At 72.2% G+C, this 23,107-nt stretch carries 25 protein-coding genes and 1 pseudogene; 5 read left to right on the top strand and 21 right to left on the bottom strand.

Annotated features, from left to right (window positions below; all coding sequences use genetic code 11):
- Positions 1–132: 132 nt before the first annotated feature.
- The 3 genes and pseudogenes from ABZ457_RS10560 to ABZ457_RS10550 form a co-directional block, all read right to left on the bottom strand.
- Positions 133–819, bottom strand: a complete 687-nt coding sequence (locus ABZ457_RS10560) for a response regulator transcription factor (protein WP_359156097.1) — start codon at positions 817–819, stop codon at positions 133–135.
- A complete protein-coding gene (locus ABZ457_RS10555; protein ID WP_359156118.1) occupies positions 816–2,063 on the bottom strand; it encodes a histidine kinase in 1,248 nt (415 codons plus the stop codon). Before ABZ457_RS10555 ends, ABZ457_RS10560 begins: the two co-directional genes overlap by 4 nt.
- Before the next feature lie 422 nt (positions 2,064–2,485).
- Positions 2,486–2,740: pseudogene (locus tag ABZ457_RS10550) on the bottom strand (ATP-binding cassette domain-containing protein); the annotation flags it as partial.
- 215 nt (positions 2,741–2,955) lie between these two features.
- On the opposite strand from ABZ457_RS10550, the gene ABZ457_RS10545 reads away from it, so the two are divergent.
- On the top strand, positions 2,956–3,579 hold the full coding sequence (locus ABZ457_RS10545; RefSeq protein WP_359156116.1) for a GNAT family N-acetyltransferase: 624 nt from the start codon (positions 2,956–2,958) through the stop codon (positions 3,577–3,579).
- Between the two features lie 67 nt (positions 3,580–3,646).
- On the opposite strand, the gene ABZ457_RS10540 is transcribed toward ABZ457_RS10545, so the two are convergent.
- From ABZ457_RS10540 to ABZ457_RS10505, 8 genes are all read right to left on the bottom strand, one after another.
- Positions 3,647–5,257 (bottom strand): type VI secretion protein, encoded by a 1,611-nt coding sequence (locus tag ABZ457_RS10540; protein ID WP_359156095.1) that lies wholly within the window; start codon positions 5,255–5,257, stop codon positions 3,647–3,649.
- Position 5,258: 1 nt separating this feature from the next.
- Positions 5,259–6,692, bottom strand: a complete 1,434-nt coding sequence (locus tag ABZ457_RS10535) for an ATP-binding protein (protein WP_359156093.1) — start codon at positions 6,690–6,692, stop codon at positions 5,259–5,261.
- Between the two features lie 25 nt (positions 6,693–6,717).
- Positions 6,718–8,271, bottom strand: coding sequence for an SCO6880 family protein (locus ABZ457_RS10530; protein ID WP_359156091.1), 1,554 nt, complete (start codon positions 8,269–8,271; stop codon positions 6,718–6,720).
- Entirely contained in the window at positions 8,268–9,590 is a 1,323-nt protein-coding gene (locus tag ABZ457_RS10525) for a hypothetical protein (RefSeq protein WP_359156088.1), read from the bottom strand. The genes ABZ457_RS10530 and ABZ457_RS10525 overlap by 4 nt, the downstream gene beginning before the upstream one ends.
- Complete coding sequence (locus ABZ457_RS10520; RefSeq protein WP_359156086.1) at positions 9,580–10,413, bottom strand: hypothetical protein; 834 nt, start codon at positions 10,411–10,413, stop codon at positions 9,580–9,582. The genes ABZ457_RS10525 and ABZ457_RS10520 overlap by 11 nt, the downstream gene beginning before the upstream one ends.
- A gap of 129 nt (positions 10,414–10,542) precedes the next feature.
- Positions 10,543–10,851: a hypothetical protein gene (locus ABZ457_RS10515; RefSeq protein ID WP_359156083.1), complete on the bottom strand. Its 309-nt coding sequence runs from the start codon at positions 10,849–10,851 to the stop codon at positions 10,543–10,545.
- A gap of 269 nt (positions 10,852–11,120) precedes the next feature.
- Positions 11,121–11,471 (bottom strand): DUF397 domain-containing protein, encoded by a 351-nt coding sequence (locus tag ABZ457_RS10510; protein ID WP_359156081.1) that lies wholly within the window; start codon positions 11,469–11,471, stop codon positions 11,121–11,123.
- A gap of 11 nt (positions 11,472–11,482) precedes the next feature.
- Complete coding sequence (locus ABZ457_RS10505; RefSeq protein WP_359156079.1) at positions 11,483–12,337, bottom strand: helix-turn-helix transcriptional regulator; 855 nt, start codon at positions 12,335–12,337, stop codon at positions 11,483–11,485.
- 215 nt (positions 12,338–12,552) lie between these two features.
- On the opposite strand from ABZ457_RS10505, the gene ABZ457_RS10500 reads away from it, so the two are divergent.
- Entirely contained in the window at positions 12,553–12,972 is a 420-nt protein-coding gene (locus ABZ457_RS10500) for an ATP-binding protein (protein WP_359156077.1), read from the top strand.
- Positions 12,969–13,565: a Uma2 family endonuclease gene (locus tag ABZ457_RS10495; protein WP_359156075.1), complete on the top strand. Its 597-nt coding sequence runs from the start codon at positions 12,969–12,971 to the stop codon at positions 13,563–13,565. Before ABZ457_RS10500 ends, ABZ457_RS10495 begins: the two co-directional genes overlap by 4 nt.
- Positions 13,566–13,606: 41 nt before the next feature.
- Here ABZ457_RS10495 and ABZ457_RS10490 read toward each other — a convergent pair whose 3' ends face one another.
- Positions 13,607–14,404, bottom strand: coding sequence for a thioesterase family protein (locus ABZ457_RS10490; RefSeq protein ID WP_359156073.1), 798 nt, complete (start codon positions 14,402–14,404; stop codon positions 13,607–13,609).
- 204 nt (positions 14,405–14,608) lie between these two features.
- On the opposite strand from ABZ457_RS10490, the gene ABZ457_RS10485 reads away from it, so the two are divergent.
- A complete protein-coding gene (locus ABZ457_RS10485) occupies positions 14,609–15,415 on the top strand; it encodes an SAM-dependent methyltransferase (protein WP_359156071.1) in 807 nt (268 codons plus the stop codon).
- Between the two features lie 78 nt (positions 15,416–15,493).
- On the opposite strand, the gene ABZ457_RS10480 is transcribed toward ABZ457_RS10485, so the two are convergent.
- The 9 genes from ABZ457_RS10480 to ABZ457_RS10440 form a co-directional block, all read right to left on the bottom strand.
- The gene (locus ABZ457_RS10480) at positions 15,494–15,652 is read right to left on the bottom strand and encodes a hypothetical protein (protein WP_359156069.1); all 159 of its coding nucleotides are present in this window, start codon (positions 15,650–15,652) and stop codon (positions 15,494–15,496) included.
- A 552-nt stretch (positions 15,653–16,204) separates the two neighbouring features.
- On the bottom strand, positions 16,205–16,492 hold the full coding sequence (locus ABZ457_RS10475) for a DUF4190 domain-containing protein (protein WP_359156067.1): 288 nt from the start codon (positions 16,490–16,492) through the stop codon (positions 16,205–16,207).
- Complete coding sequence (locus ABZ457_RS10470; protein ID WP_359156065.1) at positions 16,471–18,021, bottom strand: NAD(P)/FAD-dependent oxidoreductase; 1,551 nt, start codon at positions 18,019–18,021, stop codon at positions 16,471–16,473. Before ABZ457_RS10470 ends, ABZ457_RS10475 begins: the two co-directional genes overlap by 22 nt.
- 28 nt (positions 18,022–18,049) lie before the next feature.
- Positions 18,050–18,256 (bottom strand): hypothetical protein, encoded by a 207-nt coding sequence (locus ABZ457_RS10465; protein WP_359156063.1) that lies wholly within the window; start codon positions 18,254–18,256, stop codon positions 18,050–18,052.
- A 45-nt stretch (positions 18,257–18,301) separates the two neighbouring features.
- Complete coding sequence (locus ABZ457_RS10460; RefSeq protein ID WP_359156061.1) at positions 18,302–19,147, bottom strand: serine hydrolase domain-containing protein; 846 nt, start codon at positions 19,145–19,147, stop codon at positions 18,302–18,304.
- 86 nt (positions 19,148–19,233) lie between these two features.
- Positions 19,234–20,256 (bottom strand): HTTM domain-containing protein, encoded by a 1,023-nt coding sequence (locus ABZ457_RS10455; protein ID WP_359156059.1) that lies wholly within the window; start codon positions 20,254–20,256, stop codon positions 19,234–19,236.
- Positions 20,253–20,897 (bottom strand): DUF5819 family protein, encoded by a 645-nt coding sequence (locus ABZ457_RS10450; RefSeq protein ID WP_359156057.1) that lies wholly within the window; start codon positions 20,895–20,897, stop codon positions 20,253–20,255. Before ABZ457_RS10450 ends, ABZ457_RS10455 begins: the two co-directional genes overlap by 4 nt.
- A 7-nt stretch (positions 20,898–20,904) precedes the next feature.
- A complete protein-coding gene (locus ABZ457_RS10445) occupies positions 20,905–21,255 on the bottom strand; it encodes a hypothetical protein (protein WP_359156055.1) in 351 nt (116 codons plus the stop codon).
- 223 nt (positions 21,256–21,478) lie between these two features.
- The gene (locus ABZ457_RS10440) at positions 21,479–21,712 is read right to left on the bottom strand and encodes a helix-turn-helix transcriptional regulator (protein ID WP_359156053.1); all 234 of its coding nucleotides are present in this window, start codon (positions 21,710–21,712) and stop codon (positions 21,479–21,481) included.
- Positions 21,713–22,002: 290 nt separating this feature from the next.
- On the opposite strand from ABZ457_RS10440, the gene ABZ457_RS10435 reads away from it, so the two are divergent.
- A complete protein-coding gene (locus ABZ457_RS10435; protein WP_359156114.1) occupies positions 22,003–23,016 on the top strand; it encodes a bifunctional lytic transglycosylase/C40 family peptidase in 1,014 nt (337 codons plus the stop codon).
- Positions 23,017–23,107: the final 91 nt, after the last annotated feature.

The raw sequence follows: 23,107 nt of genomic DNA, 5'->3' as shown, positions 1-23,107 counted from the left end.
GTACTGCAGGGGGGACCCTGTGGGAGAGTAGGACACCGCCGAACAATCATTGGAAAAGGGCCCCGCCCCCTGGAGAAGGAATTCTCCGGAGGGCGGGGCCCTTTTTGCGTTTCCGCACGTTCCATGCCGGCCTCAGGACGGATTCACCAGACGGGTGTCGTACGCCAGGATCACGGCCTGGACCCGGTCCCGCGATCCGGTCTTCGCGAGGATGCGTCCCACATGCGTCTTCACTGTCGACTCGGCGAGGTGGAAGCGGGCGGCGATCTCGGTGTTCGTCCAGCCCTGGCCGATGACGGTGAGGATCTCGCGCTCCCGCTCCGTGAGTCGGCGGAGGCGTTCGTCCGATACAGACCCTGGCGCCGGCTCGTCCACAGAAGGAGTGGTGGAGGCCGGCAGATGCCGTGCGTAGGTGTCGAGGAGACGGCGGGTCAGGCTCGGCGCCACGACCGCGTCGCCGGCGGCCACGGCCCTGATACCGGAGAGCAGCTCCTCGGGGAGCGCGTCCTTGATGAGGAAGCCGCTGGCTCCGGCGCGCAGGCCGTTGTACGCGTACTCGTCCAGGTCGAAGGTCGTCACGATCAGTACGCGAGTACGGTCGCCGGCCGCCACGATGCGGCGCGTGGCCTCGATGCCGTCCAGGCCCGGCATGCGGATGTCCATGAGGACGACGTCCGGGGAGAGTTCGGCGGTCAGTCGCACCGCCTCTGCCCCGTTCGACGCCTCGCCCACCACCGCCATGTCGTCCTGGCTCTCCAGCAGCATCCGGAAGCCCAGCCGCTGCATGGGTTGGTCGTCGACGATGAGCACGGTCGTCACGGGGTGGCGTCCTTCGGGAGACGGAGACGGACGCGCCAGCCGGCTTCCGGGGCGCGTTGCGGGCCGACCTCAAGTGTGCCGTCGTACAGGGCGGTTCGCTCGCGCATTCCGGCGAGGCCCCGTCCTGTGTGCACCGAGTCGGCGGCGTGATCGGAACCGGTACGGGGTGCGAGCCCGGTGCCCGTGTCGGTGACCTCGGCCGTGATCGTGCCGTCGTCGCCGAAGGACACCCGCACGGCAGCCGTCGCGCCGGGGCCCGCGTGCTTCAGCGTGTTCGTCAGGGCCTCCTGGACGACGCGGTAGACGGCGAGTTGGCGTCCGGCGTTCACCGGCCCCGCAGCTGCCCCCGACTCCTCGGCCTCGCCCTCGACGGTGAGGGTGACCGGGAGCCCTGCGGCGCGGACGTTGTCCACCAGGGTGTGCAGGTCGGCGAGGGCGGGCTGCGGTGACAGCTCGGCGGTCTCCGGGGTAGGCGTGGCATCGTCCCGCATGACGTCGAGGACGCGGCGGAGTTCGCCCAGCGCCTGGCGGCTTGTGGTCCCGATCGCGGTGAGGGCCTGCGCCGCTCGTTCCGGATTGCCCGCGGCGGCGTAGGCCCCGCCGTCGGCCAGGCCGGTGATGACCGACAGGTTGTGGCCGATGATGTCGTGCATCTCCCGGGCGATACGGGCCCGTTCCGCCGCGGCGGCCAACTGTGCCTGCTGGTCCCGTTCGACCTCCAGCCTGCGTGCCCGCTCGACGAGGGACGCCGTGTGCTCGCGCCGGCTGCGGACGGTCAGACCGAGCAGCGCGACCAGCAGCAGCGCGTAGAGGGTGGGGGCGAACTGCTGGTCCCAACTGCCCACCGGGTGACGGGTCGCGCCGACCGCGACCGGGACGAGGAACGCGAGCCCGGACCAGGTGAGAGTGCGCAGTGGCAGCCGCAGGGCGATGTGGGAGATCACGAGCAACTGCAGGTGCGAGGCCTGGAGATGAGCGCCGGTCCAGGCGTTGACGAGGGCGGCCGGGAGCATCATCGCCAGCACGGCGAGCGGACGGCTCCGGCGCCACACCAGGGGCACCGTGAACACCAGGCTCATCACGACCACCAGCAGAACGGGCACGTCCGGATCGAAGGCGACGTTCCGCCAGCCACCCGACGCGTCCACCAGGGCCGCCACCACCATGAGGGCCGTCAGGTGCAGGTCCCAGTAGAGCGGGTGGCGGCCGTCGAAGGCGCGCAGCCGCTCCCCGAGACGGTGGATACGGCGGGTGAGGGGCTGGGCGCCCGCCGACCAGCTCGCCTCCTCCGGAGGGGCGGGCGGCGTAGTCGGTGCGGTCGGTTCGCCGGCGGTGGTCACGGGACGATCCTCGTACGTGGGGCGGGAGAACGGGAGGGCACGGCGGGATCGGACGAGCGGGGTGCCGGCCCGGCTCACACGTCAGTGCGGCGCGGACGCAGAGCCGTCAGGCCGAGGGCTGAGGCCGCCCCGGCCGCCGGTTCCGCGGACATCAGGGTGGTCGTCGCCCGGCCAGGGGGGTACTCCGGGGCATCGTGCACGACGGTGCAGGGAAGCATCCCGACGACGCCGGGCAGCACCATGACGCCCCGGCCGATGTGCGCGGCCGTCGTGCCGTGCACGGTGAGCTCGTCCGCCGGGCCGCGGGTGACCTCGGTGCCGGGCAGTTCGAGCAGGGCGCCGCCCTCGGTCAGGGGCGCGGGGTGGCCGGGGTGGGGGCGGACGCCGGCGGTGGCGGTGCCGCGGGTGGGGGTGTCCAGGCCGAGGAGCATGCGCATGGTGGTGGACTTCCCGGCCCCATTGGGGCCGAGGAAGCCGGTCACACTGCCAGGACGGACCGTGAAGGAGAGGTCGTGTACGACGGTCCGCGCGCCGTAGCGCTTGGTGAGTGAGACGGCTTCGATGCCGTGTGGGCCGGTCATGCGGCTGACGCTACGGAGGCGGGGACGCCGGGGCGTCCGACCGGGGCACTGTCCGAGGGGTGGGCGTGGTACCGGGGTACGACGCCGTTCCGGAGGGGCGGGGGCGTGGCGGCCGTCGCGGCCGCGTCTCCGGGCAGCCGATATGACCGCAGAACCCGCCTGTGGATAACGCGTTGCCGCTCCGCGCGGGGACGGGCGACCATCGGTCCATGGAACTGGAACTGGAACTGGATCAGAAGCCGGCACGGGCACAGGTGCCGGGACCGGCAGAGGCGCCTGCATCGGGGCACGTCGTGCGCAGGGTGCGCGCCGACGAGTGGGCCGCGGCCCGGGAGCTGCGGCTCGCGGCGCTGCGGGACCCGTTGGCCCCGATCGCCTTCTTGGAGACCTACGAGACCGCGCTGGCCCGCCCGGACGCCGAGTGGCAGGAGCGGACGGCGACTGCGGCCGAGGGCCGGGACGTCGTGCAGTTCGTCGCCGAGGCGCCGGGCGGCGGCTGGGACGGCACGGTCACCTTGCTGGTCGAGCGGGCGGGGGTCGAGGCACGGATAGGCAAGGCCGCGCCGGTGGACCAGACGCATGTGGTGGGTGTGTTCGTCCGGCCGGAGGCGCGGGGCAGCGGGGTGGCCGACGCGCTGTTCCGGGCGGCGCTGGACTGGTCGTGGGCGCTGGAGTCGCCGCGCGCCGAGCGGGTGCGGCTGGTCTTCCACGCGGACAACGTGTGTGCCGAGGGGCTGTACCGGCGGATGGGCTTCCTGCCGAGCGGTGACGCGTCACCGATACCGGGGGACGCGGACGCGCGGGAGTACGTGGTGGCGCGGCCGCCGGCCGGAGTGTAGGCGCGGGTGCTCGGCGCGCCTTGCGGCCGGGTGCCGTGGGCCGGGTCCGGAGCGGGCCGGGCTGGTGTCAGGGGGAGTTGGTGGGCAGAGGCTCCGGCCAGCGGGCGCGGGCCTGTTCGGCGGAGCGCAGGAGGACCAGGGCGGGCATGCCCTCGTCCTGGCCCGGGGCCATGAGGCGGGGGAGCAGAGGGAAGGGGGCGACGGCCGCGATGTCGTCGAGCACCAGGGTCAGTGGTGGGTCGAGCCGACCGTCGGATGACCGTGCGGCCATGCGGCGGCCGTGCTCGACCACGTCTGAGGCGAGTGCCGTCAGCAGCGGCATCGCGCCGGGGCGGGTGCGCGGGTCCTCGATCGGTTCACCCACCACATAAAGGGTGCCCCCTTCGTGCACAAAAGATTCCAAGGCGAGCGCATCTCCTCGGTTCGCTGTGCACGCCTCGCGGATATGGACGGTCGAGAGCGCTCCGAAGGCGCGGACGATCAACTCTTCCGCGATGTCCCGGCGTTCGGGATACGCGGTGAGCGCGGACTCCAGCAGGCCCGCGATCCCTGCGGCCGCCCTGGGGTGAGTGCGTAGGATCCGGACGGGTTCCTGGGCACTCGAGCCCTGGGCCCAGCGGTGGACCTGGCGGAACGGACGGCCGTCGACGGCAGCCGCGTGCAGCCAGCAGCGCAGGAGGGTCTCCGCGGTGTCGGCCATGGCCGCGTCGACCAGGGCACGGGGGCGGACGGGTGCCAGCAGGGCGCGGGCGCGCGCTGCGGCGGTGTCGGCGGACTCGCAGCCGGCGGTGGGCGACCAGTGCAGCCTGGCCGGGGTGTCGCACAGGTGGCCGGGGTCGTAGACGAGGACGGGGCCGAGTTTGGCGCGGGCGTCCTTGGTGTCGGCCCACACGGCGGGGTCGGAGGTCACGACGAGGGCGGGGCCCTCCGCGTCCAGGAGGGCCTGGACGGCGGCGGGCCGGCGGAGGGTCGGGCCGCCGTACAGGAGGCGGGAGGTCCGCCCGCGGGGCCCGGGGACGACGGGGGAGGGCACGGCCGTGGCGAAGGCGGCTGAGGAGACGGGGGCCGGTACGACCGGGGCCGGGTCGGGAACCGGCGCGGGAACGGGGGAGATTGCTGACTGCGGTTCTGCGGGGGACTCGTGGAACGACGGGGCGAAGGCTGCTCGCGGTGGGGAGGGGGCCGCCGGGCCGGGCTTCTCCAGGGCCGGGCCGGGGTGCACCTGGGCGGTGCCGTCCACGCGGTCGGCACCTCCGGCGGTGGCCCGCCGCTCCGCCCGGGCCGCTGCCGCGTCGGCCCGGACCGCCCGCCAGCGGGCGACCGTGCCGAGGACGAACACGGTCAGGACGACGAGGACCATCACCTGCCCGATGACCAGTCCCCAGAACAGCCCGTACCCGGAGAGGGCCTTGGGCGGGGCGTCCGGCCAGGCCGCCGCGAGGTCGTCGGGGGCGCCGAGCAGGGAACGCACGGCCTGGGGCGACCCCGTGTAGGAGACACCGTCCGGCCAGGAGCCGTGGGAGAGGAGAGCCGCGAGACCCGTACCCGTCCACACGACGACGGTCAGGCCGAGGACCAGACCCAGCAGGGCCACCAGCAGACCGTCGGGAACCCCGCCGGACGGCCGCGCCCCGCCGTGTCCGCCGCCCTCGGCCGGGCCGCCGTGTCCCCCGCGCATGTCACGCCACCGTCGACCGGGACGAGGAGGGGGAGGACTCGTCGTCGTAGCCCTGCTGGTGCTGCTCGATCAGCGCCGCCCGCTGTTCCGCCTCCCATTCGGCGGCCTGGACGTGCTCCGGAACGGCGGGGTGGGAGGACTCGGTCATCGCCCGGTCGGTGAAGACGAGGGGCCGTTCGGCCTCGGTGACCAGGTGTTTGACGACCTGGACGTTGCCGTTGACGTCCCACACCGCGATGCCCGGGGTGAGGGTCGGGATGATCTCCACGGCCCAGCGGGGCAGGCCGAGGACGCGGCCGGTGGCGCGTGCCTCGTCGGCCTTCTGGGCGTAGACGGTCCGGGTGGAGGCCATCTTCAGGATGGCGGCCGCCTCACGGGCCGCGGCGCCGTCCACCACGTCGGAGAGGTGGTGGACGACGGCGACGAAGGACAGGCCGAGCCGCCGGCCGAACTTGAGCAAACGCTGGAACAGCTGAGCGACGAAGGGACTGTTGATGATGTGCCACGCCTCCTCCACCAGGAAGATGCGCTTCTTGCGGTCGGGCCGGATCCAGGTGTGCTCCAGCCACACACCGACGATCGCCATCAGGATCGGCATGGCGATGGAGTTGCGGTCGATATGGGACAGGTCGAAGACGATCAGCGGCGCGTCCAGGTCGATGCCGACGGTGGTCGGCCCGTCGAACATGCCGCGCAGGTCACCGTCGACGAGGCGGTCCAGGACGAGGGCGACGTCCAGACCCCAGGCGCGGACATCGTCTATGTCGACGTTCATCGCCTGGGCGGACTCGGCCTCGGGGTGGCGCAGTTGCTCCACGATGTCGGTGAGAACGGGCTGCCGGTCGGTGATGGTCTCGTTGACGTAGGCGTGGGCGACCTTGAGGGCGAAGCCGCTGCGCTCGTCGAGGCCGTGACCCATGGCGACCTCGATGATGGTGCGGAGCAGGGCGAGCTGGCCGGTGGTGGTGATGGCCGGGTCCAGGGGGTTGAGCCGGATGCCGCCGTCGAGGGCGGTCATCGGGTCCAGCCGGATGGGAGTTATCCCCAGCTCCTGGGCGATGAGGTTCCACTCGCCGACGCCGTCCTCGCCCTGGGCGTCGAGGACGACGACCTGACGGTCGCGGAAGCGCAACTGCCGCAGGACGTAGGTCTTCTCCAGGGCGGACTTGCCGTTGCCGGACTCGCCGAGGACGAGCCAGTGGGGGGCGGGCAGTTGCTGGCCGTAGAGCTGGAAGGGATCGTAGATGTAGCCCTTGCCGCTGTAGACCTCGCGGCCGATGATCACGCCGGAGTCGCCGAGTCCGGGGGCGGCGGTGGGCAGGTAGACGGCCTGGGCCTGCCCGGTGGAGGTGCGTACGGGCAGGCGTGTCGTCTCCACCTTGCCGAACACGAAGGAGGTGAACGCATCGGTGACGGCGGACAGCGGATCACGCATCAGATCGGGCCCCTATCGGCGGATGCTAGCGGCGGATGCCGGTCGCGAACGGCAGGGTGTTCACAAAGGCCCGGTGGTGTTCGCGGTCGCACCACTCCAGCTTCAGATACGACTTGCCGGCTGAGGCCCTGATCGTGCGCTTGTCCCGGGCCAGGGCCTCGGGCGAACGCGACGACACAGTGATGTACCCGACGAGGTTGACCCCCGCCGCACCGCTGGCGAGATCTTCACCCCGCTGGTCGAGCCGTCCGTGGGCGGCGATGTCCCGCGGGTCGACGGTCCGGTTCATCTTGGCGGCGCGGCTGGCGTCCGCGGCGTCGTTGGTCTTCTCGGTGAGCATGCGCTCGATGGCGACCTCGGTGGGCTCCAGGTCCATGGTGACCGCGACGGTCCGGATGACGTCGGGGGTGTGGACGAGCAGCGGGGCGAGGAAGTTGACGCCGACGGGCGTCATCGGCCACTCCTTCACCCAGGCCGTGGAGTGGCACCAGGGGGCGCGGGTGGAGGACTCGCGGGTCTTGGCCTGGAGGTAGGTCGGTTCGACGGCGTCCAGTTCGGCGGGCCAGGCGTTGCGCTTGGTCATCGCCTGGATGTGGTCGATGGGGTGGTCCGGGTCGTACATGGAGTGCACGAGGGAGGCGAGGCGGGACTGGCCCAGCGGCTGGCGGACCCGGATGTCGGCCTCGGCGAGGCGGGCGCAGATGTCGGTCAGCTCACGGGCCATGACGACGGCGAGGCCGGCGTCCTTGTCGAGGCGGCGGGCGCCGGAGGCGGCCTTGGCGGCGCGGGCCATGGCGTGGGCCTCGGCGGCCAGTTCGCGGGAGTAGTGCATGCAGGCGACGAGGTAGGCGCGGTGCTGCTCGCTGGAGGTGGAGACCATCGACTGGAGCTGGTCGTAGGAGTCCTGGAGCCAGCCGGGGGCGGCGCGGTCGCCGCGCTGGGCGACGTCTTTGGCGTGGGCGTCGGGGTCGGCGGGCAGGGTGCGGGCCAGCATCTGGAGGCGGGTGACGAAGCCGTCGCCGTTCGCCACGTGCTTGAGGAGGGTGCCGAAACGGTCGACGAGGGCTTCCTGGTCCTCGCTGTCGCGCAGGCCGACGCCGGGGCCCTCGATCTCGATGGCGGCGGTGACGGTGCGCCGGTCGGCGTGGAGCAGTACGGCGATCTCGTCGGGTCCGAAGGGGGCGGCGAGCCAGTTGATGCGGCCGATGCCGGGCGGTGGGCCGACCTCGATCTCGCGCCCGTCGAGCCGGGTGCCGGCCTCGACGGCGCCGGAGCGGTAGGTGGTGCCCTGGCGCAGGGTGCGCTTGTAGCTGCGGTTGATCTCGAACCAGCGGTAGAACGTGCGGTGCTTGTAGGGCAGGTACACGGCGGCCAGCGCGAGCATCGGGAAGCCGACCAGCAGGACGATGCGCAGGGAGAGGACGGGGACGAGCAGTCCGCTCATCATGCCGAGGAACGCCCCGGTGATGATCAGCGCGATCTCGCCGGTCTCGCGGTTCTTGCCGACGATCGCGTTCGGCCGGGCGCGGCCGATGAGGTACGTGCGGCGGGGCGCGATCGGCTGGGACTGGGTCGTCAACGCCGGCCACCTCCTGAGGTGTTGCGGTTGCTGTGCGGGGTGCTGCCGGTCGGGGCCGCGCTACGGGGCGCGGGCGCGGCGGAGGCCGCGGGTGCGGCCGGGGCGGCGCCGCGCCCGCCGTGGGCGGCGACACCGCCGCTGACGGGGTTGGCGGGCCGGGGCGCGGGGCTGCCCCCGCCGTCGCCGCCCTGGGGTCCGCGGCTGCTGTGGGTCTTGATGCCCTGCGAGACGAGGGCGGCCGGGGAGCTGATGACGGCGGCGGCCTTGCCCTCGGCGGAGTTCTGGATGCGGTTGTTGCGGGAGTTGGCGATCTCGTCGCCGAAGCCGGGGACGAAGCGGTAGATCATCGCGGAGGCGAAGATGGCCAGCAGGATGATCGACAGTCCGGAGACCACGGCGGAGAACGAGTCGGGGCCCTCGCCGGCGGAGAGTGCGCCCGCGAGGCCGAGGACGATCACGATGATGGGCTTGACCAGGATGATCGCGATCATGATGCCGGCCCAGCGGCGGACATGGCCCCACATGTTCTTGTCGACCAGGCCGGCGTAGACGACGACGCCGAGGAGCGCGCCGACGTAGAGGAGCACGGCCCGGATGAACAGCTCCAGATAGAGGATGCCGGCGGCGACGACGGTGACCAGCGCGACGATGATCAGCATGATCGGTCCGCCGCTGATGCTGTCGCCCTTCTGGAGGGCTTCCTTGAAGCTCCCGAAGAACATGTCCGTCTGCTCCTGGGTCCCGGACGCGACGACCTCGGTGATCGCGTCGGTGGCGGAGACGACGGTGTAGAGGATCAGGGGGGTGAAGGCGGAGGCGAGGACGGTGAGCCAGAGGAACCCGACGGCCTCGGAGATCGCGGTGGTGAGCGGTACGCCCCGGATGGCGCGCTTGGCGACGGCGAGCAGCCACAGGACGAGGGTGAGGACGGTGGCGGCGGCGAAGACGACGGCGTAGCGGGCGAGGAAGGCCTGGTTGGTGAAGTCGACCTCGGCGGTCTCCTTCACGGCCTTGGACAGGAAGTCCAGCACGGCCACGGCGGCGTCGGCGCAGCCGCGCGCGAGCGAGGACAGAGGGTCGAGTGCGTCGGCGGGGTTGGTGACGCTGCCGGGGGCACGGGTGCCGGAGGGGGCTTCGCCGTTCTCGCAGTAGTCGCGGGCGGGGCCGACGATCAGGTCGCACTGGTCCCGGTTCGGTGCGGAGGGGGAGGGAGACGGCGACGGGTCCGCGACGGCTCGTGACGCGAACAGAATCATCGCGGTCTGGACGGCTCCCGCTGCCACGAGGACCGTGCGAGCACGCCGCGGACTACCGGGCATAGGTGAACCCTCCGTACTGCTCGACTGCCTTGGAGATGTCCTCGGCGCTGGATGCGGTGCGGTCGGCGTTCACCGGTGCCGGGCCGTCCTTCTGGGCGAAGCTCTCGACCTTCCAGTCCCCCTCCGACCAGCGCAGCTTCAGGGTCATGGTGAACCAGTCGTTGGTCACTGGGTTGGTCGAACTGACGCCCGCTGTACCGAAAACGCCGGTGCACCAGACCTCCACCGTCGCGCTGTCCGGGGAGAACTGGGTGGTCTTGGTGCCGACGGGGGCGGTCCGGGAGACGTACGTCATCCCGGTCGGCGCTTCGCCCTTCTCGTCCAGGCCGATGTTCTTGAGGAAGTCCTTGCTGTACGCCTGGTCGAGGCGCCCTTCGAGCTCGGCGATCCGGTCCTTGAGGAAGATCTGCCGTACGATCCCGCCGCGTCGGTCCGGCTTCAGGATGTCCGCCGACACGAGCGCCACCGCGTAGTTCGCCGCCGCGCTCTGCGCGCCCTGTTCGTCCTGGGGGTAGCCCGTCGGGATGCCGGAGGTGGTGCCCTTGACCGGGCGGACGCCCGAGGGCGCTGTCGGGGCCGCGGCGGGGGACTTCGCGGAGCCGCCGTCGGTGTCGTCCCCGCCGCCCTGGTTGGCGAAGGCGATCGCCGCGATCAGGAGCACGATCACGCCGACCACGCCGATGAGGGAGCGCGAGGTCCGCACGGGGCGGCGGGCGCCGCCGTAGACGTCGGTGTCGGCCGCGCCGGGGAGCCGGGTGCGGGTCTGGCCCGAGCCGCCGTAGCCGTCGCCCCTGCGGGTGTCGTGCTCGTCGCCGAGGCTCATTTCGCGCGGGCTCCCTCAACCGGTCGTGGACGTGCTGTGTGCCGCGCGGGCGCGGAGTGGTGACGTGACATCAGGGAACGCAACTTCTGACGATGGGCCCGGGCGCGCCCGGCGTGGACTGACGTGCGGTCAGACGGCCATCCCGTAGACGATGGTGAACAAGGTGCCGAGTGATCCGATGATGAAGACGCCGGTCAGACCGGCGACGATCAGGCCCTTGCCCTGTTCCGCGCTGAAGGTGTCACGGAGCGCCGTCGCCCCGATGCGCTGCTTGGCCGCCCCCCAGATCGCGATGCCGAGGCAGATGAGGATGGCGACGGCCATCACGACCTCGATCATCACCCGAGCCTCGTTGCCCAGGCCTCCGAACGGGCCCCAGTTCGGCGCGATTCCGCCGATGATGGTGGTGATGTCGCCTTTCTCGGCTGCCAGGATCATGTAACTCACCGCCCCTGTCGGGTTGTTCGCCGCCCACGCCCCACGGCACGGGTCACTCTCTATCTTCGCTGATGAACCCGCGCACGTAAGCCGTCTTCGAGGGTCTCTTTACCCGATCTCCGCACGTATGACCGAGCCGACCGCCCTGACCTGGGGCGGGGTGGTGCGATCCGGTCTGTGTGCGAGCACCGTCACTCTGTGTATCACGCTGCGTGACTCCGGGCAATGACTGTCGTTGTGCCACCTTTGGGGTGGTTTGCCGGGGTGGGTCAGTCGCGAAGCGTGGTCGGGTCGGCGAGGTGGTCGAACTCGCCCGCGCGGACTCCGAGGGTGAAGGCGTGCCACTTGTCGGCGGAGGTGGTGACGGCGTGCCCGGGGCTGTCGGGGTGGTGGATGCGGACGGTGCCGTACGTATCCTCGGACACGCGGATGCGCGAAGCGTGGCTGCCGGCCCGGAGGGCGCGGAGGAGATCTGCGAAGGCGGCGGGGCTGGTACGGAGTATGACCCCGTCGGGGTCGTCGCTCTCGGTGAGCAGTACGGCGGAGTCCAGTGAAGCAACGTTCAGGCATGCCTCCCCTTGCGCGCAGTAGGAGGACTGCTGCCACATGGGCGACTGCATCCGGTTCTCCCTCATAGGCTGTCGGCCAGGTCGTGGATGAAGCGTTGTGACTCGGCCGTGTCCAGGGCCAGGTCCTCCAGGCGGGCGAAGAGCTCCCGGTACTGCGCGAGCGCGTCCGCGTCGTCGATGAACGCCACTCCGTGCGACTGGTCGAGCTGCACCGTGTCGAGCTGTGGAACCGGGCCGTGGAGGTAGTTGATGGTTTGTCCGGAGCCCGGGTACGAGCCGGTAGTGAAGGGGACCACTCGGATGGTCACATGGTCGAACTCGGACATTCGCAGCAGGTGCCGCAACTGGGCTCTGGCGACCTCGGCTCCGCCGAACTGCATCCGCAGAGCTGCCTCGTGAATGACCGCCCGGTAGTTCGTGGGGGAGTTGGGGCGGTGGATTACGGCCTGACGCTTCAGCCGGTGTGAGATCCGGTGCTCGATGCCGTGCGGCGGCAGGGCCGGGATGGCCTGGCGATAGATCTCCCGAGCGTGTTCGGCGGTCTGGAGAAGCCCGGGGATGTGTGCCGTGTGCGCCGTGCGGAGAAGCGTTGCGTGATGTTCCAGCTCCGCGAGATCAAGCAGGGGGGTCGGGAGGGTCTGCCGATACTCCTCCCACCATCCCCGGGTGCGGTCCTCGGCGATGGTGGACAGTGCTTCGACGAATGCCTTGTCTGCGCATGAGTAGATGTCCGCCATGGCGCGCACCCGGTTCGCGCTCACTCCGAACCGGGCGGTTTCGACGTTGCTGAGCTGTCCCTGGCCGACTCCCAGCAAGCGGGCGGCCTGGGTGGAGCTGAGGCCCGTGCGCTCTCTGAGTCTTCGCAACTCGGCACCGACGCGGATGCGTCGGGCGGTGGGGGCTGCCCTCCCGGCCATGCGGACACCTCCATTCGTTCACCTGTACACGGCGTCGCCTTCGCGGGGGAAGTTCGACGCCAATTCTGTTGCCAGCAGTGCAAGTCTTACTTGCCGATGCCTAGCCTTCGTTCCAGGCCACCCGCCCGGAAGCACCCCGCTCGACGGAGCGACCTGGTCACCGGGCACCGAACCTGCTGCACCAGCCCAACACACGCTTCGTCGAGGAGACTTCCATGCTCACCACCGTATCCCCGCCCTGGACCTACGCCCTTCGCCTTCCGCAGGATCCCCGCGCGCCCGGCATCGCGCGGCGTTCGGTGCGGGCGGTGCTGGGGGCCCATCGGCTCTGCGGGCTGGTGGACACCGCCGAACTGCTCGTCTCCGAACTGGTCACCAACGCCTACCGCCATACCGAGGGGCCGTACGGGATGCGACTGCACACGCTTGGACGGGGGCGGCTGCGGGTCGGGGTATGGGACGGCTGCCCCGACGTCCCGGCCCCGTTCGAGGGGCTGCCGCGCAGGCCGGGCCCGGATGCCGAGGGCGGGCGCGGGCTCGCGCTGGTCGCGGTGTGCGCCGACACGTGGGGAGCGACCCGGCTGCCGCACGGCGGGAAGCTGCTGTGGGTGGAACTGGGCGGGGCCCGCCCGTGACCGGCCGGCGAGGCCGACGGCTGTTCCCGGGCACGCCGCGCGAACTGGCCCGGGTCGTCTCCCGGGTGTCGGGTCTGCGGGTCGGGGTGATCGGCGGAAGCATGGTGCTCACCCGTACCGACTGCCCGACGCGCAGCGAGACGGCGCGCCTGCTGGCGGAGGAACTCGCGGACGGGCCCCCGGCCGGAGCACCGGTCGTGGAGCGGGCCGTCCCCATGGCGATGCCGTTCGACGCGGACGACTTCGCCGTTCCCGACCTGGTGCTGCGGACTTCCGGCGGCCGGCCACCGGTGCCCGGCCGGATGCTGAGCACCCACGAGGTCGCGCTCGCCGTGGAGGTCGTGCCCCGGCAGGAGAAGGCACCCGAGCCGACCCAGCGCCCGGCGTGGTACGCCGTCGCCTGCGTACCCGCCCTGCTCGTCGTGGACCCCCGGTACGGCACCTGGGCGGTCCACTCCCGCCCCGAGCACGGGCGGTACCGGGTCCGGCGGCAGGGCGCGTACGGAGAGGACGTCGTGCTGCCCGAGCAGCTCCGGGGTCCGGTCGGGACGGCACGGCTGCCCCTCCACGGCGCCGGGGGCCCGGGGAGGTGAACCGTGCGCCGTCCGATCGGCACACCGCGCGGACGGCCGGCTCAGCGCGGGGCGACGAAGAGGCTCTGGGCGCTGCGGCCGGTCGGCCCCTTCTCGTCGTGGAGCATCGCGTCCGCGAGGCCGATCCCGGCGGCGTCCACACTCGTACGGGCGTCCACGCAGACCCATTCGCCGACCGGGTGCCGGTGCAGATGGACCGTCAGGTCGGGGTTGATGAAGACATGGCGGCCGAAGTCGAGGACGTTGCTCAGCCCGTTGCCCGAGTCGGCGGCCACCAGGACCCGGTCCAGGGCCCGGGGTGCCTCGCCCGCCACCAGGGGGAGGCGCATACGCAGCCAGCACGTCGCCGGCCCGCGGTCCTGCCAGCTCCCCTCGGCGAACCGGGCCTCCATCGCGGTGTGGTAGCCCACGTCCCACGGAACTCCGAAGAACGGGGTCTCGGCGCACTCCGAGGGAGCCCGGACGAGCGGGCCGCGGGCCACCGCCGGGCCGGGCTCCGCCGCCGTGCGGACGCGCAGGGCGCGGGCGTGCATCACCGGCGCCGCGCCGGCCGGGGCGAGCACCGCCTCGACGACCTCGGTGCCGCGGCCCGCGCGCAGAACGGTGGTGGTGATCTCCAGGGGCGCGATCGGCACCGGGCGCAGGATCTCGTAGGTGACGCGGGCGAGGCGCATGTCCGTCCGGGCGCCCGGCCGTTCCTCCAGGGCGCGGCCGAGGAGGGCGGCGGGCGGGCCGGCGTGCTGCGCGGCGGCGTCCCAGGGGCCCCGGGTGTGCTCGGTGGGGGCGTAGCGGTTCTCGTCGAGGCGGATGAAGAACGCCTCGGCCTCCGGTGCCGTCATATCGGGTTGCCTTCCCTGCCTGCGGCTGTCCCCGTGGGCGGCTCGCGCGGGTCCTCGCCGGTCGCTGTGCGCGATCCACGTTACCGAGCGGTAATGGCCTGATCCAGGGGGTTCCCGTGCGGACCCCGGTTCCACGGGCCCGCGGTCCGCGGATCTTCGTCACAACCCTCCTGTCCGGCACCGCGGTTCACTAAGGTGCTTGCCGTGACCGACGACACAGGGATACAGGCGCGCATCGACACCACCCGACCCCACACGGCCCGGATCTGGAACTACTGGACCGGCGGCAAGGACAACTACCCGGTCGACCAGGCCGTCGGCGACCAGATCAGGGAGCTGCACCCCGGTATCGGGGAGTACGCCCTCGCGGACCGGCGCTTCCTCGGGCGGGCGGTCCGGCATCTCGCCGCCGATGTGGGCATCCGTCAGTTCCTCGACATCGGCACCGGGTTGCCCAGTGCCGACAACACCCACGAGGTCGCCCAGCGCGTCAGCCCCGACGCGCGGATCGTGTACGTCGACAACGATCCCCTGGTCCTGGTGCACGCGCGGGCGCTGCTCACGGGCACGCCCGAGGGCCGCACCGACTATCTGGACGCCGATCTGCGGGACACGGACACGATCCTGGAACGCGCGGCGGACACGCTGGACTTCTCGGAGCCGGTCGCGCTGATGCTGCTCGGCGTCGTCATCTTCGTGGAGGACGACGCCGAGTCGTACGCGGTGGTGCGCCGGCTCATGGAGGCGCTGCCCGCGGGGAGCCATCTGGTGCTCTCGCACACCATCACCAGCCCCGCGATGCCCGACGTGGACGAGGCCGTCGCCTTCTGGAACGAGAACGGCACCCCGCGCCTCACCCAGCGCACGCCGGCGCAGGTGGCCCGCTACTTCGACGGCCTGGAGCTGCTGGAGCCGGGCGTGGTCTCGTGCAACCGCTGGCGGCCGGACGAGCAGGACCTGCGGGCCCCGGCCGAGGTCGCCATGTACGGCGGGGTGGGCCGCAAGGCGTAGCGGGAGGCTGCGGAGAACGCGGCAGGGGCGCCCGTCCTTCAAGGACGGGCGCCCCTTCGCGTGGTGCGCGGCCGTGCGTCAGCGGCCGAGGACCATGTAGCCGAGGAGGCCGAGGGCGACGGCCAGCAGGGCGATGAAGGTGATCGTGGCGGCGGCACCGCCGGCGTCACCACGACCCTGCTTGCGGTCGCGGGCTCCCCCGTTCTGCGTGATCTCCGTGTCCGGTGCGTCGGTCACGATCGCAGAGTTCTTCACTGGTGCTCCTGTGGTGCTCGCCCCGCCGTGGTCGACGGCGGGGTTCTGGCCTCAGCCTGGTTGGCTGCGTGACACAGAGTAGTGGCAACTGGTTCAGACCACATACCCGGGTGCGGAGGCCCCCGAGCCCGCTACCGGCCTCTTTGGTGCCCCGCCCTCGTATCGTACGGGTACATGGCGAGTGCACCGACACATTCGCGTCAGGTGATCGACTGCGGAGCGTGACGGACGGGGTGGTCCCGGTGACGCTGCCGCCCGGCGGTCACCGTGGCTTCGCCGGATCGGCACCGCTCCTCCATGAATCCATGGGCGGGGCTCCCGGCGGACGGCGCGCAAGAGGGCGCCCCGGACGCGGGCCGACGGGGGCGGCGGCCGGCGTCCGGGGCGGGATGACGCCCGGGTGGGGGCCCGGGCGCGGTCGCGGGGAGAGGGGGGAGACTCCCGGCGACCCGGTCGGGGGTCGGCCACGGTGTGCCGAGGAATGCTCGGCACCTCAGGGGCGTCAGGGGTGGCCGAATCGGGTCGGGCGTGGTGTCAGCCGCCGACGTACCAGCTGAAGCCGCCGCTGGACGAGGCGACCGCCAGCAGCACGATGAAGAGCACCAGGGCGACGATGCCCAGCACGATGCCCGCCTTGGCCATGCCCGCCCCGCCCTTGCTGGGCGACTGCTTCAGGCCCACATAGCCGAGCACGACGGCGAGCGGCCCGAGGATCACGTTGAAGACGAACACGCCGGCGATGCCGCAGACGAGGCTCGCGATGGCCAGGCCGTTCGCCGTGGAGCGCCCGCCGGCGCCGACTATGTGTCCGGAGCTTCCCATCGTTGTCTCCTGCCCTTCGTCCTGTGCCGTTGCCCTGGGGCCGCGTTCGTGAACTCCGTGTGCCCGTCCCGGGGAGATGCACGCGGAGGGAACCGAGGGGAATTCGACGGGCCTTCGGACAGGGCCCGCAGGGCCGCGTTCGCCGCGTGGTACCCGCACATTCCGTGGACGGAGGGCCCGGGCGGGGTGGCAGACGAGCAGAGCCAGGTGCCGGGGACCGGGACCCGGTACGGATCCCACCGGGCAACGGGCCTGGCCACGGCCTGGCGCAGGCTCAGCGCACCGCACCCGATGTCCCCGCCCACGTAGTTGGCGTTGTACGCACCCAACTTGGCGGCCGATACTCCGCGTTCGGCGAGCACCGTGTCCGTGAAGCCGGGCGCGTGCGCCTCGATCGCGGCGCGGACGAGCGGAAGCGGATCGCGCGGATCGCCCTGCGGGACGTGCACATAGGCCCAGACGGGCCGGCGCCCGCGGACGGCCCGGCCGGGGTCGGCGGCGGTCGGGTCGACCAGGATGACGTAGGGCCTCTCGGCCCGCCTGCCCCGCGCGGTTGCCGTCTCGGCGCGGCGCAGCTCGTCCGCCGTGCCATGATCGCCCCCGAGATGGACGGTGGCCGCCTGCCCGAGCCGGGGGTCGCGCCACGGGATGGGCCCGGCGACGAGGAAATCCGCCTTCGCGGCCCCGGGGCCGTAGCGGTAGCGGGACAGGCTGCGGCGGTAGGCGTCGGGCAGCGGTGCGATGCGGGCCAGTTCCCGAGGCGAGACGTCCAGCATGGTGATGCGCCGTCCGGCGGGCAGCTCGTCCAGGCTGTTCACCCGGACGCCGGTGTGGAACCGGCCGCCCAGCCGCTCGATCCGCGCCGCCATGGCCGCCGCGACCGTGCCGGCCCCGCCCTCGGGGACCGGCCAGCCGGTGCGGTGTGCCAGGTGGCCGAGGAGCAGGGCGACGGCCGCCGTGGTCGGCGATGGAAGCCGGCCGACCCCGTGCGCGGCCACACCGGCGAGCAGCGCCCGTCCCCTCGCGGTGCGCAGCGTTCCCCCGAGCCTCAGCGCGTGGACCGGGATGCGGGGGGCGAGGGCTGCCAGCGCCCTTGCCGGCGGCAGGCTGCGCTGGTCGGACAGCATCAGGTCCACCACGTCCTGGGAACACTCCAGCAGCGGTTCCATCAGACGGCGCCAGCGCGGCCCGTCCTCCCCCAGCTCCGCGCAGGTGGTGTCCAGGTCCCGCCACGCGAGGGCGGCGGGCGCGCCCTGCAACGGGTGCGCGTAGGCGACGGGCGAGTGGAGGAGGCGCACGCCGTCGTCCGCGAGGTCCAGTGAGCGAAGAAAAGGCGAGACGGGCGCCATCGGCAGCACAGCGGCGCAGATGTCGTGCACCACCTCAGAGTCGAAGAGCGCCTCCGTGCGCAGTCCGCCGCCGATGCGCGGATGCGCCTCGAACACCTCGACGGCGAGCCCGGCGCGCGCCAGCGTGAGCGCGGCGGCGAGTCCGTTGGGGCCGGAGCCCACGACCACGGCGTCCGTCATGGACGACTCCTCCGGGACGCCGGGGTCATCAGTGGAAGGCCAGCCATCCGATGCCCCCGGCGCAGGTGAGCGCCGCGGCGGCGATCGCCGCCGGGCGCCGGCGGCGCAGCGCGGCCGCGATCAGCAGCGCGGTGAGGAGCACGGCGAGGGTGCCGATGCCGCCGCGCAACGGGCCCTGGCTGTAGCCGAACTCGGCGGCGTTCTGTGCCAGCCAGGCGAACCAGGCGATCCTCATGGGCGCTTCTCCTCGGTGTGGTGGGGAACGGGGGCGGGGACGGGTTCAGTCGTCGGACGCGAGCGAGGGCGCGGAGGTGAGGGTGGCGACCGCGAGGCGGTCGGTGCGCTCCGGGGCGGCGCCGTACCGGTGCAGGAGCAGCCATCGGCCGTCGTCGTGGGCCGCGGCCACGACGGAGGCGTCCCGGGTGGCGCCGTTGTGCCACAGGACCGGGCCACCGCGCTGCCAGGTGGCCGCGGGCGCACCCAGCCGTCGTTCCACGAGCAGGCCGACCAGTACCCGGGCCATGGTCCGGGGGGTCGCCCACAGGCCGCCGGACGGCAGGATCGCGCCGGTCAGGGTCCACATCGGGCGGGGCCGCCCGAAGAGGGTGCGCGGCACGAGGCGGCGCTCCCGCGGCGGTGACGCGGTGACCGACCCCGCCGGCAGCTCCAGGGGCTGGAGGACGTACTCGTCCACCAGTTGCTCGTAGGTGCGTCCGGTGGCGGTGGAGAGGGCGAGGCCGAGGGCGGCGTATCCCAGGTTCGAGTACTCCGGCTCGTCCCGCGGCCGCGGGGACAGGCCCTTCAGCGCGGTCCGCAGCGCGGGCTCCGTGAAGTGGGCGTACGGGTCGCCGGGCGGGCCGGTCGGCTGCGGAGGCAGCCGGGGCAGACCCGAGGTGTGCTCGGCGAGGTGGCGCAGGGTCACGGGGCAGCCCGCGTCCACCTCGTCGACCAGCTCGCACAGTGCCGTGTCCGCGTCCAGCACGCCCTGCTCCGTCAGCCGGGCGAGGACGGTGCCGGTGAAGACCTTGCTCAGCGAACCGATCTCCACGAACCGGTCGGGATCGTGCCCGTGGGTGACGCGGTCCGGGATGCCGGGACCGCCGAGGAGGCAGGTGGGGTTCCGCACGGTCGGGTTCTCCTGTCTGGACGTGGACGTGGACGTGGACGAAGGCAGGGGCGGGGCGGCTGTGCCGGGCGGCGGCCCGCCCCGGGTCAGGCCGGCCCGGCGGAACCGGCTGCTGCGGGGGCGGGTGCGGCGGCGCTCTCCTCGGGCACGCCATCGGGCTCGGCCCGCTCCGCCCGCGCCCCGGACCGCCGCGCCGCGAGCCCCTCCCAACGGGTACGCGCGGTGGCGGCCACGCGTTCGAGCGCCGAGGAGAGGAAGACGAGGTCGCAGGCGATCATCGTCAGGGCGAAGCCCGTGAGGCCCATGAAGAACGCGATGGACAGATGGAAGGCGATGGAGACGGCCGCCGCCCAGGGGCGCAGCGCCGGGACGAGGACGCCGAGCGGGAAGTACACCAGGAACGCCACGGTCCCGTAGGTGCCGAGGACGACCAGGGCGTCACTCTCGTACACCAGGTGGGACCAGCCGGGAAGTTCGAACTCCGGCACGCGCATCACGTAGAAGAGCGCGGTGCCGTCCTGCCACTCCTGGCCCATGACCTTGTAGAGGCCGGAGACGACGTAGACCAGGCAGATCTGGACGGCGACCATCAGCACGCCCAGGTTGTGGAAGGGCACGCGCACGGCCCGCAGCCCTCCCGGCAGCCGTGCGGCGACGTGCTCCCCGAGACCCGTGGGCAGCGCGAACCGGTCGTAGCAGCGGGTCAGCAGCAGGAACGGGATGACGACGTAGGCGAGGTTGTCGCCGCCGTCGAGCAGCGCGGGCTGGCGCTGGTAGACCGACCACAGCAGCACCCAGTGGACGGCCAGTCCCGCCCTGCCGCCGACGCCGAGCAGCACGGCGAGGGCCGCGGCGATGCCCGAGTGGAAGACGAGCTCGGACCAGAGGGAGGAGCCGGACAGCGCGTAGAGGCTGAAGCCGGTGAGCTGGTCGAGGAACTCGTCGTGAGGCAGGATCCCGTCCGGGCCGAAGAGGTAGCTCCGCTCCCCGTACTGGCTGAGGTAGTACATGAGCCCGACGAAGCCGAGCAGGACGCGGGTTCCCGACACGCCCGTGACGGCGACGGGGTGCAGCGTCCAGGCGTCCAGCCGGGCGGTGAGGTTCTTCATCGGAGCTCCTCGCTCTTCACCCAGCCGAAGTCCTTGACCATGACCTTGTCCTCGGCCGAGGGGTCGTTCCGCTTCGACCACGGCGGCAGCTGGCGGACGTACATGCGGACCTGGACCTTCTGCGGCGGCCCGCCGTCGCAGGCGCTCGGCAGCCGGTCGTAGGCGTAGCGCGAGAGGGTCTTCACCGCCTCCTCCTCGGTGACCTTCTCGTACGGGAGCGGGGGGAGGACGGGCTTCTTGTCGTTGGTCTGCTGCTGCCGCACCCGGCGCACCAGCTCCTCGGAACTGGTGACGTTCTGCAGGGCGGCCGAGACGACCCGCACATCCCGCGAGGGGAAGAAGCGGGAGTCCTGCACCTTCGCCATGGCCTCGGCGGAGACGTCGTAGTACTCGGAGACCGAGCCGTCCCCACAGGTCGCGCGGGCGATGATGCCGCGGTCGTCGGACATCGGGCTGGGCGCGAACAACTGCCAGTTCTGCGAGAAGTACGGGTCCAGGTACTCGGCCACGGCGTCCCCGTAGACCAGCTTCGCCGGGCTGAGGGGCGCCTGGGACAGGGCGGCCACGGTCATGTGAACGCCCAGGAGGGCGCCGCCGACGAGCAGCGCCGCCCTCCTGGTGGTGCGGTGTTCCGTCGTCACGTGGCGATCAGCGGTCGAAGACCGTGTCGGCCGCGACGCCCTGCGGCAGGCTCGTCGGGCTGGCGAACAGACTGCCGTGGCTCAGCATGTTGTCGGCGTTGCTCTTGGCGACGACGGCCATGCCCTTGCCGACGGCCGTGGCCTTGTTGGCTCCCTTCGTGGCGGCCTTGCCGACCGACTTCGCCGCCTTGCCCAGCAGCGAGCCGATGGCCTGCGGCGCGGGCTGCGCGCCCTCGACGGCGGCGACCGGGGCGGCCGGCTGCGCCGGCGCGGCCTGGGCGCTGCCCTGGGTGGCGGCGAACAGGGCGACACCGGCGGTGGCGACACCGGCGGCGGTGGCGATCTTCTTGATGTTCACAGGTATTCCTCACCTCGGATGGGCGGTCCGTGTGGCGACCGCCCGCGAACGGGCACAGCTCCGCACCGACCCCTGCCGTACGGAAGGGGCGGTGTTCCGGTGGGCTGCTGCTCCGAGCCTGCCGCGTGGGGCCGGGGCTCTCCATTGCCTCTAGAGGCATCGCCTGGTGAGGCGTCGCCGCATCAGGCGATGCCTCATGCGGCGACGCCCGGCGGGGCTCCGCTCACGAGGCGATGGCGTCGTCGGCCAAGGTGTCGTGGTGCTGGACGGCGACCAGGCTCGCCTCGAATCTGGACCCGACGTCCAGCTTGCGGACGATGCTGGTGATGTGCGCCCGCAGGGTCCGTTCGGCGATCCCGAGCTGGCCCGCCAGCACGCGGTTGGTCTTTCCCTTCGCGAGGTTGCGCAGGACCTCGCGCTCCCGGCCGGTCAGCCGGTCGAGCTTCTCGACGTTCACCGAAACGGGAAACGGGTGGGAATCATGTGCCGCTGTCATCGTTCTCCCCCTGTGTCTCTGCCCGCACGGGCCCCAAGGAGCGGGACGCCGCGCGGTGGGACGGGCAGGACCGTGCGAGGGCCGGCACTGGTCGGGTGCCGGAATCGCGGCCCGCCCGGCCCGACTTCGGCTGAAGCCTACTCGGAAGTACGGACGCGTACTCGGCGGGCCGTTGTCCTCCTCGGTGGGGCGTTCGCCTTCTACACTGGCCGGTGGTCGGTCTACTGCCGTGCGACGAGGAGTGGTTGACGGTGCGTAAGGCGTGGCTGGTCGCCGGGGTGTCCTTCGGGGGCGCGCTGCTGTTCCTCGCGCTGCTGGTCGTGGGGACGTACTCGGCCGCCGCCGGGCTGTTCGGCGGGGACGGCAAGAACGGCACGGTCTCCCTCGCCAAGGGGGCGGTGCCCGCGAAGTACCAGGCCCTCGTGCAGAAGTGGGGCACCCTCTGCCCGGCCATCAACCCCGCCCTGCTCGCCGCCCAGCTCTACCAGGAGAGCGGCTGGAACCCGCGGGCGCAGAGCCCGGCCGCCGCGCAGGGGATCGCGCAGTTCATCCCGGGCACCTGGGCCACCCACGGCATCGACGGGGACAAGGACGGCGACCGGGACGTCTGGGACCCGGCCGACGCGATCCCCTCGGCCGCCTCGTACAACTGCGAACTCGCCGGATATGTGCGCAAGGCACCCGGCGACCCGACCAACAACATGCTCGCCGCCTACAACGCGGGCGCCTACGCGGTCATCAAGTACGGCGGTGTCCCGCCCTACCGCGAGACACAGAACTACGTGAAGGTCATCCGCACCCTGGAGAAGAGCTTCGCGCGGCCCGCCGGGCGGGTGGAGCCCTCGCGGCAGGCGGCCGGCGCCATCTACTTCGCGCAGCAGAAGCTCGGCACCCCGTACCTCTGGGGCGGCAACGGCACCCCCGAGCAGGGCGGGCGCTTCGACTGCTCGGGCCTCACCCAGGCCGCCTACCGGACCGTGGGGATCGAGCTGCCCCGCGTCGCCAACGACCAGTACAACGCCGGGCCGCACCCCTCGCGGGACGAGCTGATGCCCGGTGACCTGGTGTTCTTCTCGGACGACCTGACCAACTCCCGGGCCATCCGGCATGTCGGCCTCTACGTCGGCGGCGGCTACATGATCAACGCTCCGTTCACCGGCGCGGTGATCCGCTTCGACAAGATCGACACCCCCGACTACTTCGGCGCGACCCGGGTCACCAAGGACGGCGCGGCGGCGCTGCCGACTCCGCCCGCGGGGACCTGACGCCTCCGGTCATGGCTGGAAACAGACCCTGGCCGCAGGGCTCTGAGCTGCGACGACGTATCACTCTTCGATAACGTCATCGTGATCGTTC

It is taken from the genome of Streptomyces sp. NPDC005805 (genome assembly GCF_040630445.1).
Taxonomy (GTDB): Bacteria; Actinomycetota; Actinomycetes; order Streptomycetales; family Streptomycetaceae; genus Streptomyces.
The sequence above is the reverse complement of the archived record's forward strand: the minus strand, read 5'-3'. Positions and strand labels throughout refer to the sequence as shown.

Bases quoted from the DNA above. Each gene is read 5' to 3' on its own strand.
- ABZ457_RS10470 (WP_359156065.1), bottom strand. From the start codon at position 18,021: ATGACGGACGCCGTGGTCGTGGGCTCCGGCCCCAACGGACTCGCCGCC.
- ABZ457_RS10505 (WP_359156079.1), bottom strand. From the start codon at position 12,337: ATGGCCGGGAGGGCAGCCCCCACCGCCCGACGCATCCGCGTCGGTGCC.
- ABZ457_RS10465 (WP_359156063.1), bottom strand. From the start codon at position 18,256: ATGAGGATCGCCTGGTTCGCCTGGCTGGCACAGAACGCCGCCGAGTTC.
- ABZ457_RS10500 (WP_359156077.1), top strand. From the start codon at position 12,553: ATGCTCACCACCGTATCCCCGCCCTGGACCTACGCCCTTCGCCTTCCG.
- ABZ457_RS10520 (WP_359156086.1), bottom strand. From the start codon at position 10,413: ATGAGCCTCGGCGACGAGCACGACACCCGCAGGGGCGACGGCTACGGC.
- ABZ457_RS10515 (WP_359156083.1), bottom strand. From the start codon at position 10,851: ATGATCCTGGCAGCCGAGAAAGGCGACATCACCACCATCATCGGCGGA.
- ABZ457_RS10525 (WP_359156088.1), bottom strand. From the start codon at position 9,590: ATGCCCGGTAGTCCGCGGCGTGCTCGCACGGTCCTCGTGGCAGCGGGA.
- ABZ457_RS10455 (WP_359156059.1), bottom strand. From the start codon at position 20,256: ATGAAGAACCTCACCGCCCGGCTGGACGCCTGGACGCTGCACCCCGTC.
- ABZ457_RS10510 (WP_359156081.1), bottom strand. From the start codon at position 11,471: ATGCAGTCGCCCATGTGGCAGCAGTCCTCCTACTGCGCGCAAGGGGAG.
- ABZ457_RS10475 (WP_359156067.1), bottom strand. From the start codon at position 16,492: ATGGGAAGCTCCGGACACATAGTCGGCGCCGGCGGGCGCTCCACGGCG.
- ABZ457_RS10490 (WP_359156073.1), bottom strand. From the start codon at position 14,404: ATGACGGCACCGGAGGCCGAGGCGTTCTTCATCCGCCTCGACGAGAAC.
- ABZ457_RS10535 (WP_359156093.1), bottom strand. From the start codon at position 6,692: ATGCGTGATCCGCTGTCCGCCGTCACCGATGCGTTCACCTCCTTCGTG.
- ABZ457_RS10540 (WP_359156095.1), bottom strand. From the start codon at position 5,257: ATGCGCGGGGGACACGGCGGCCCGGCCGAGGGCGGCGGACACGGCGGG.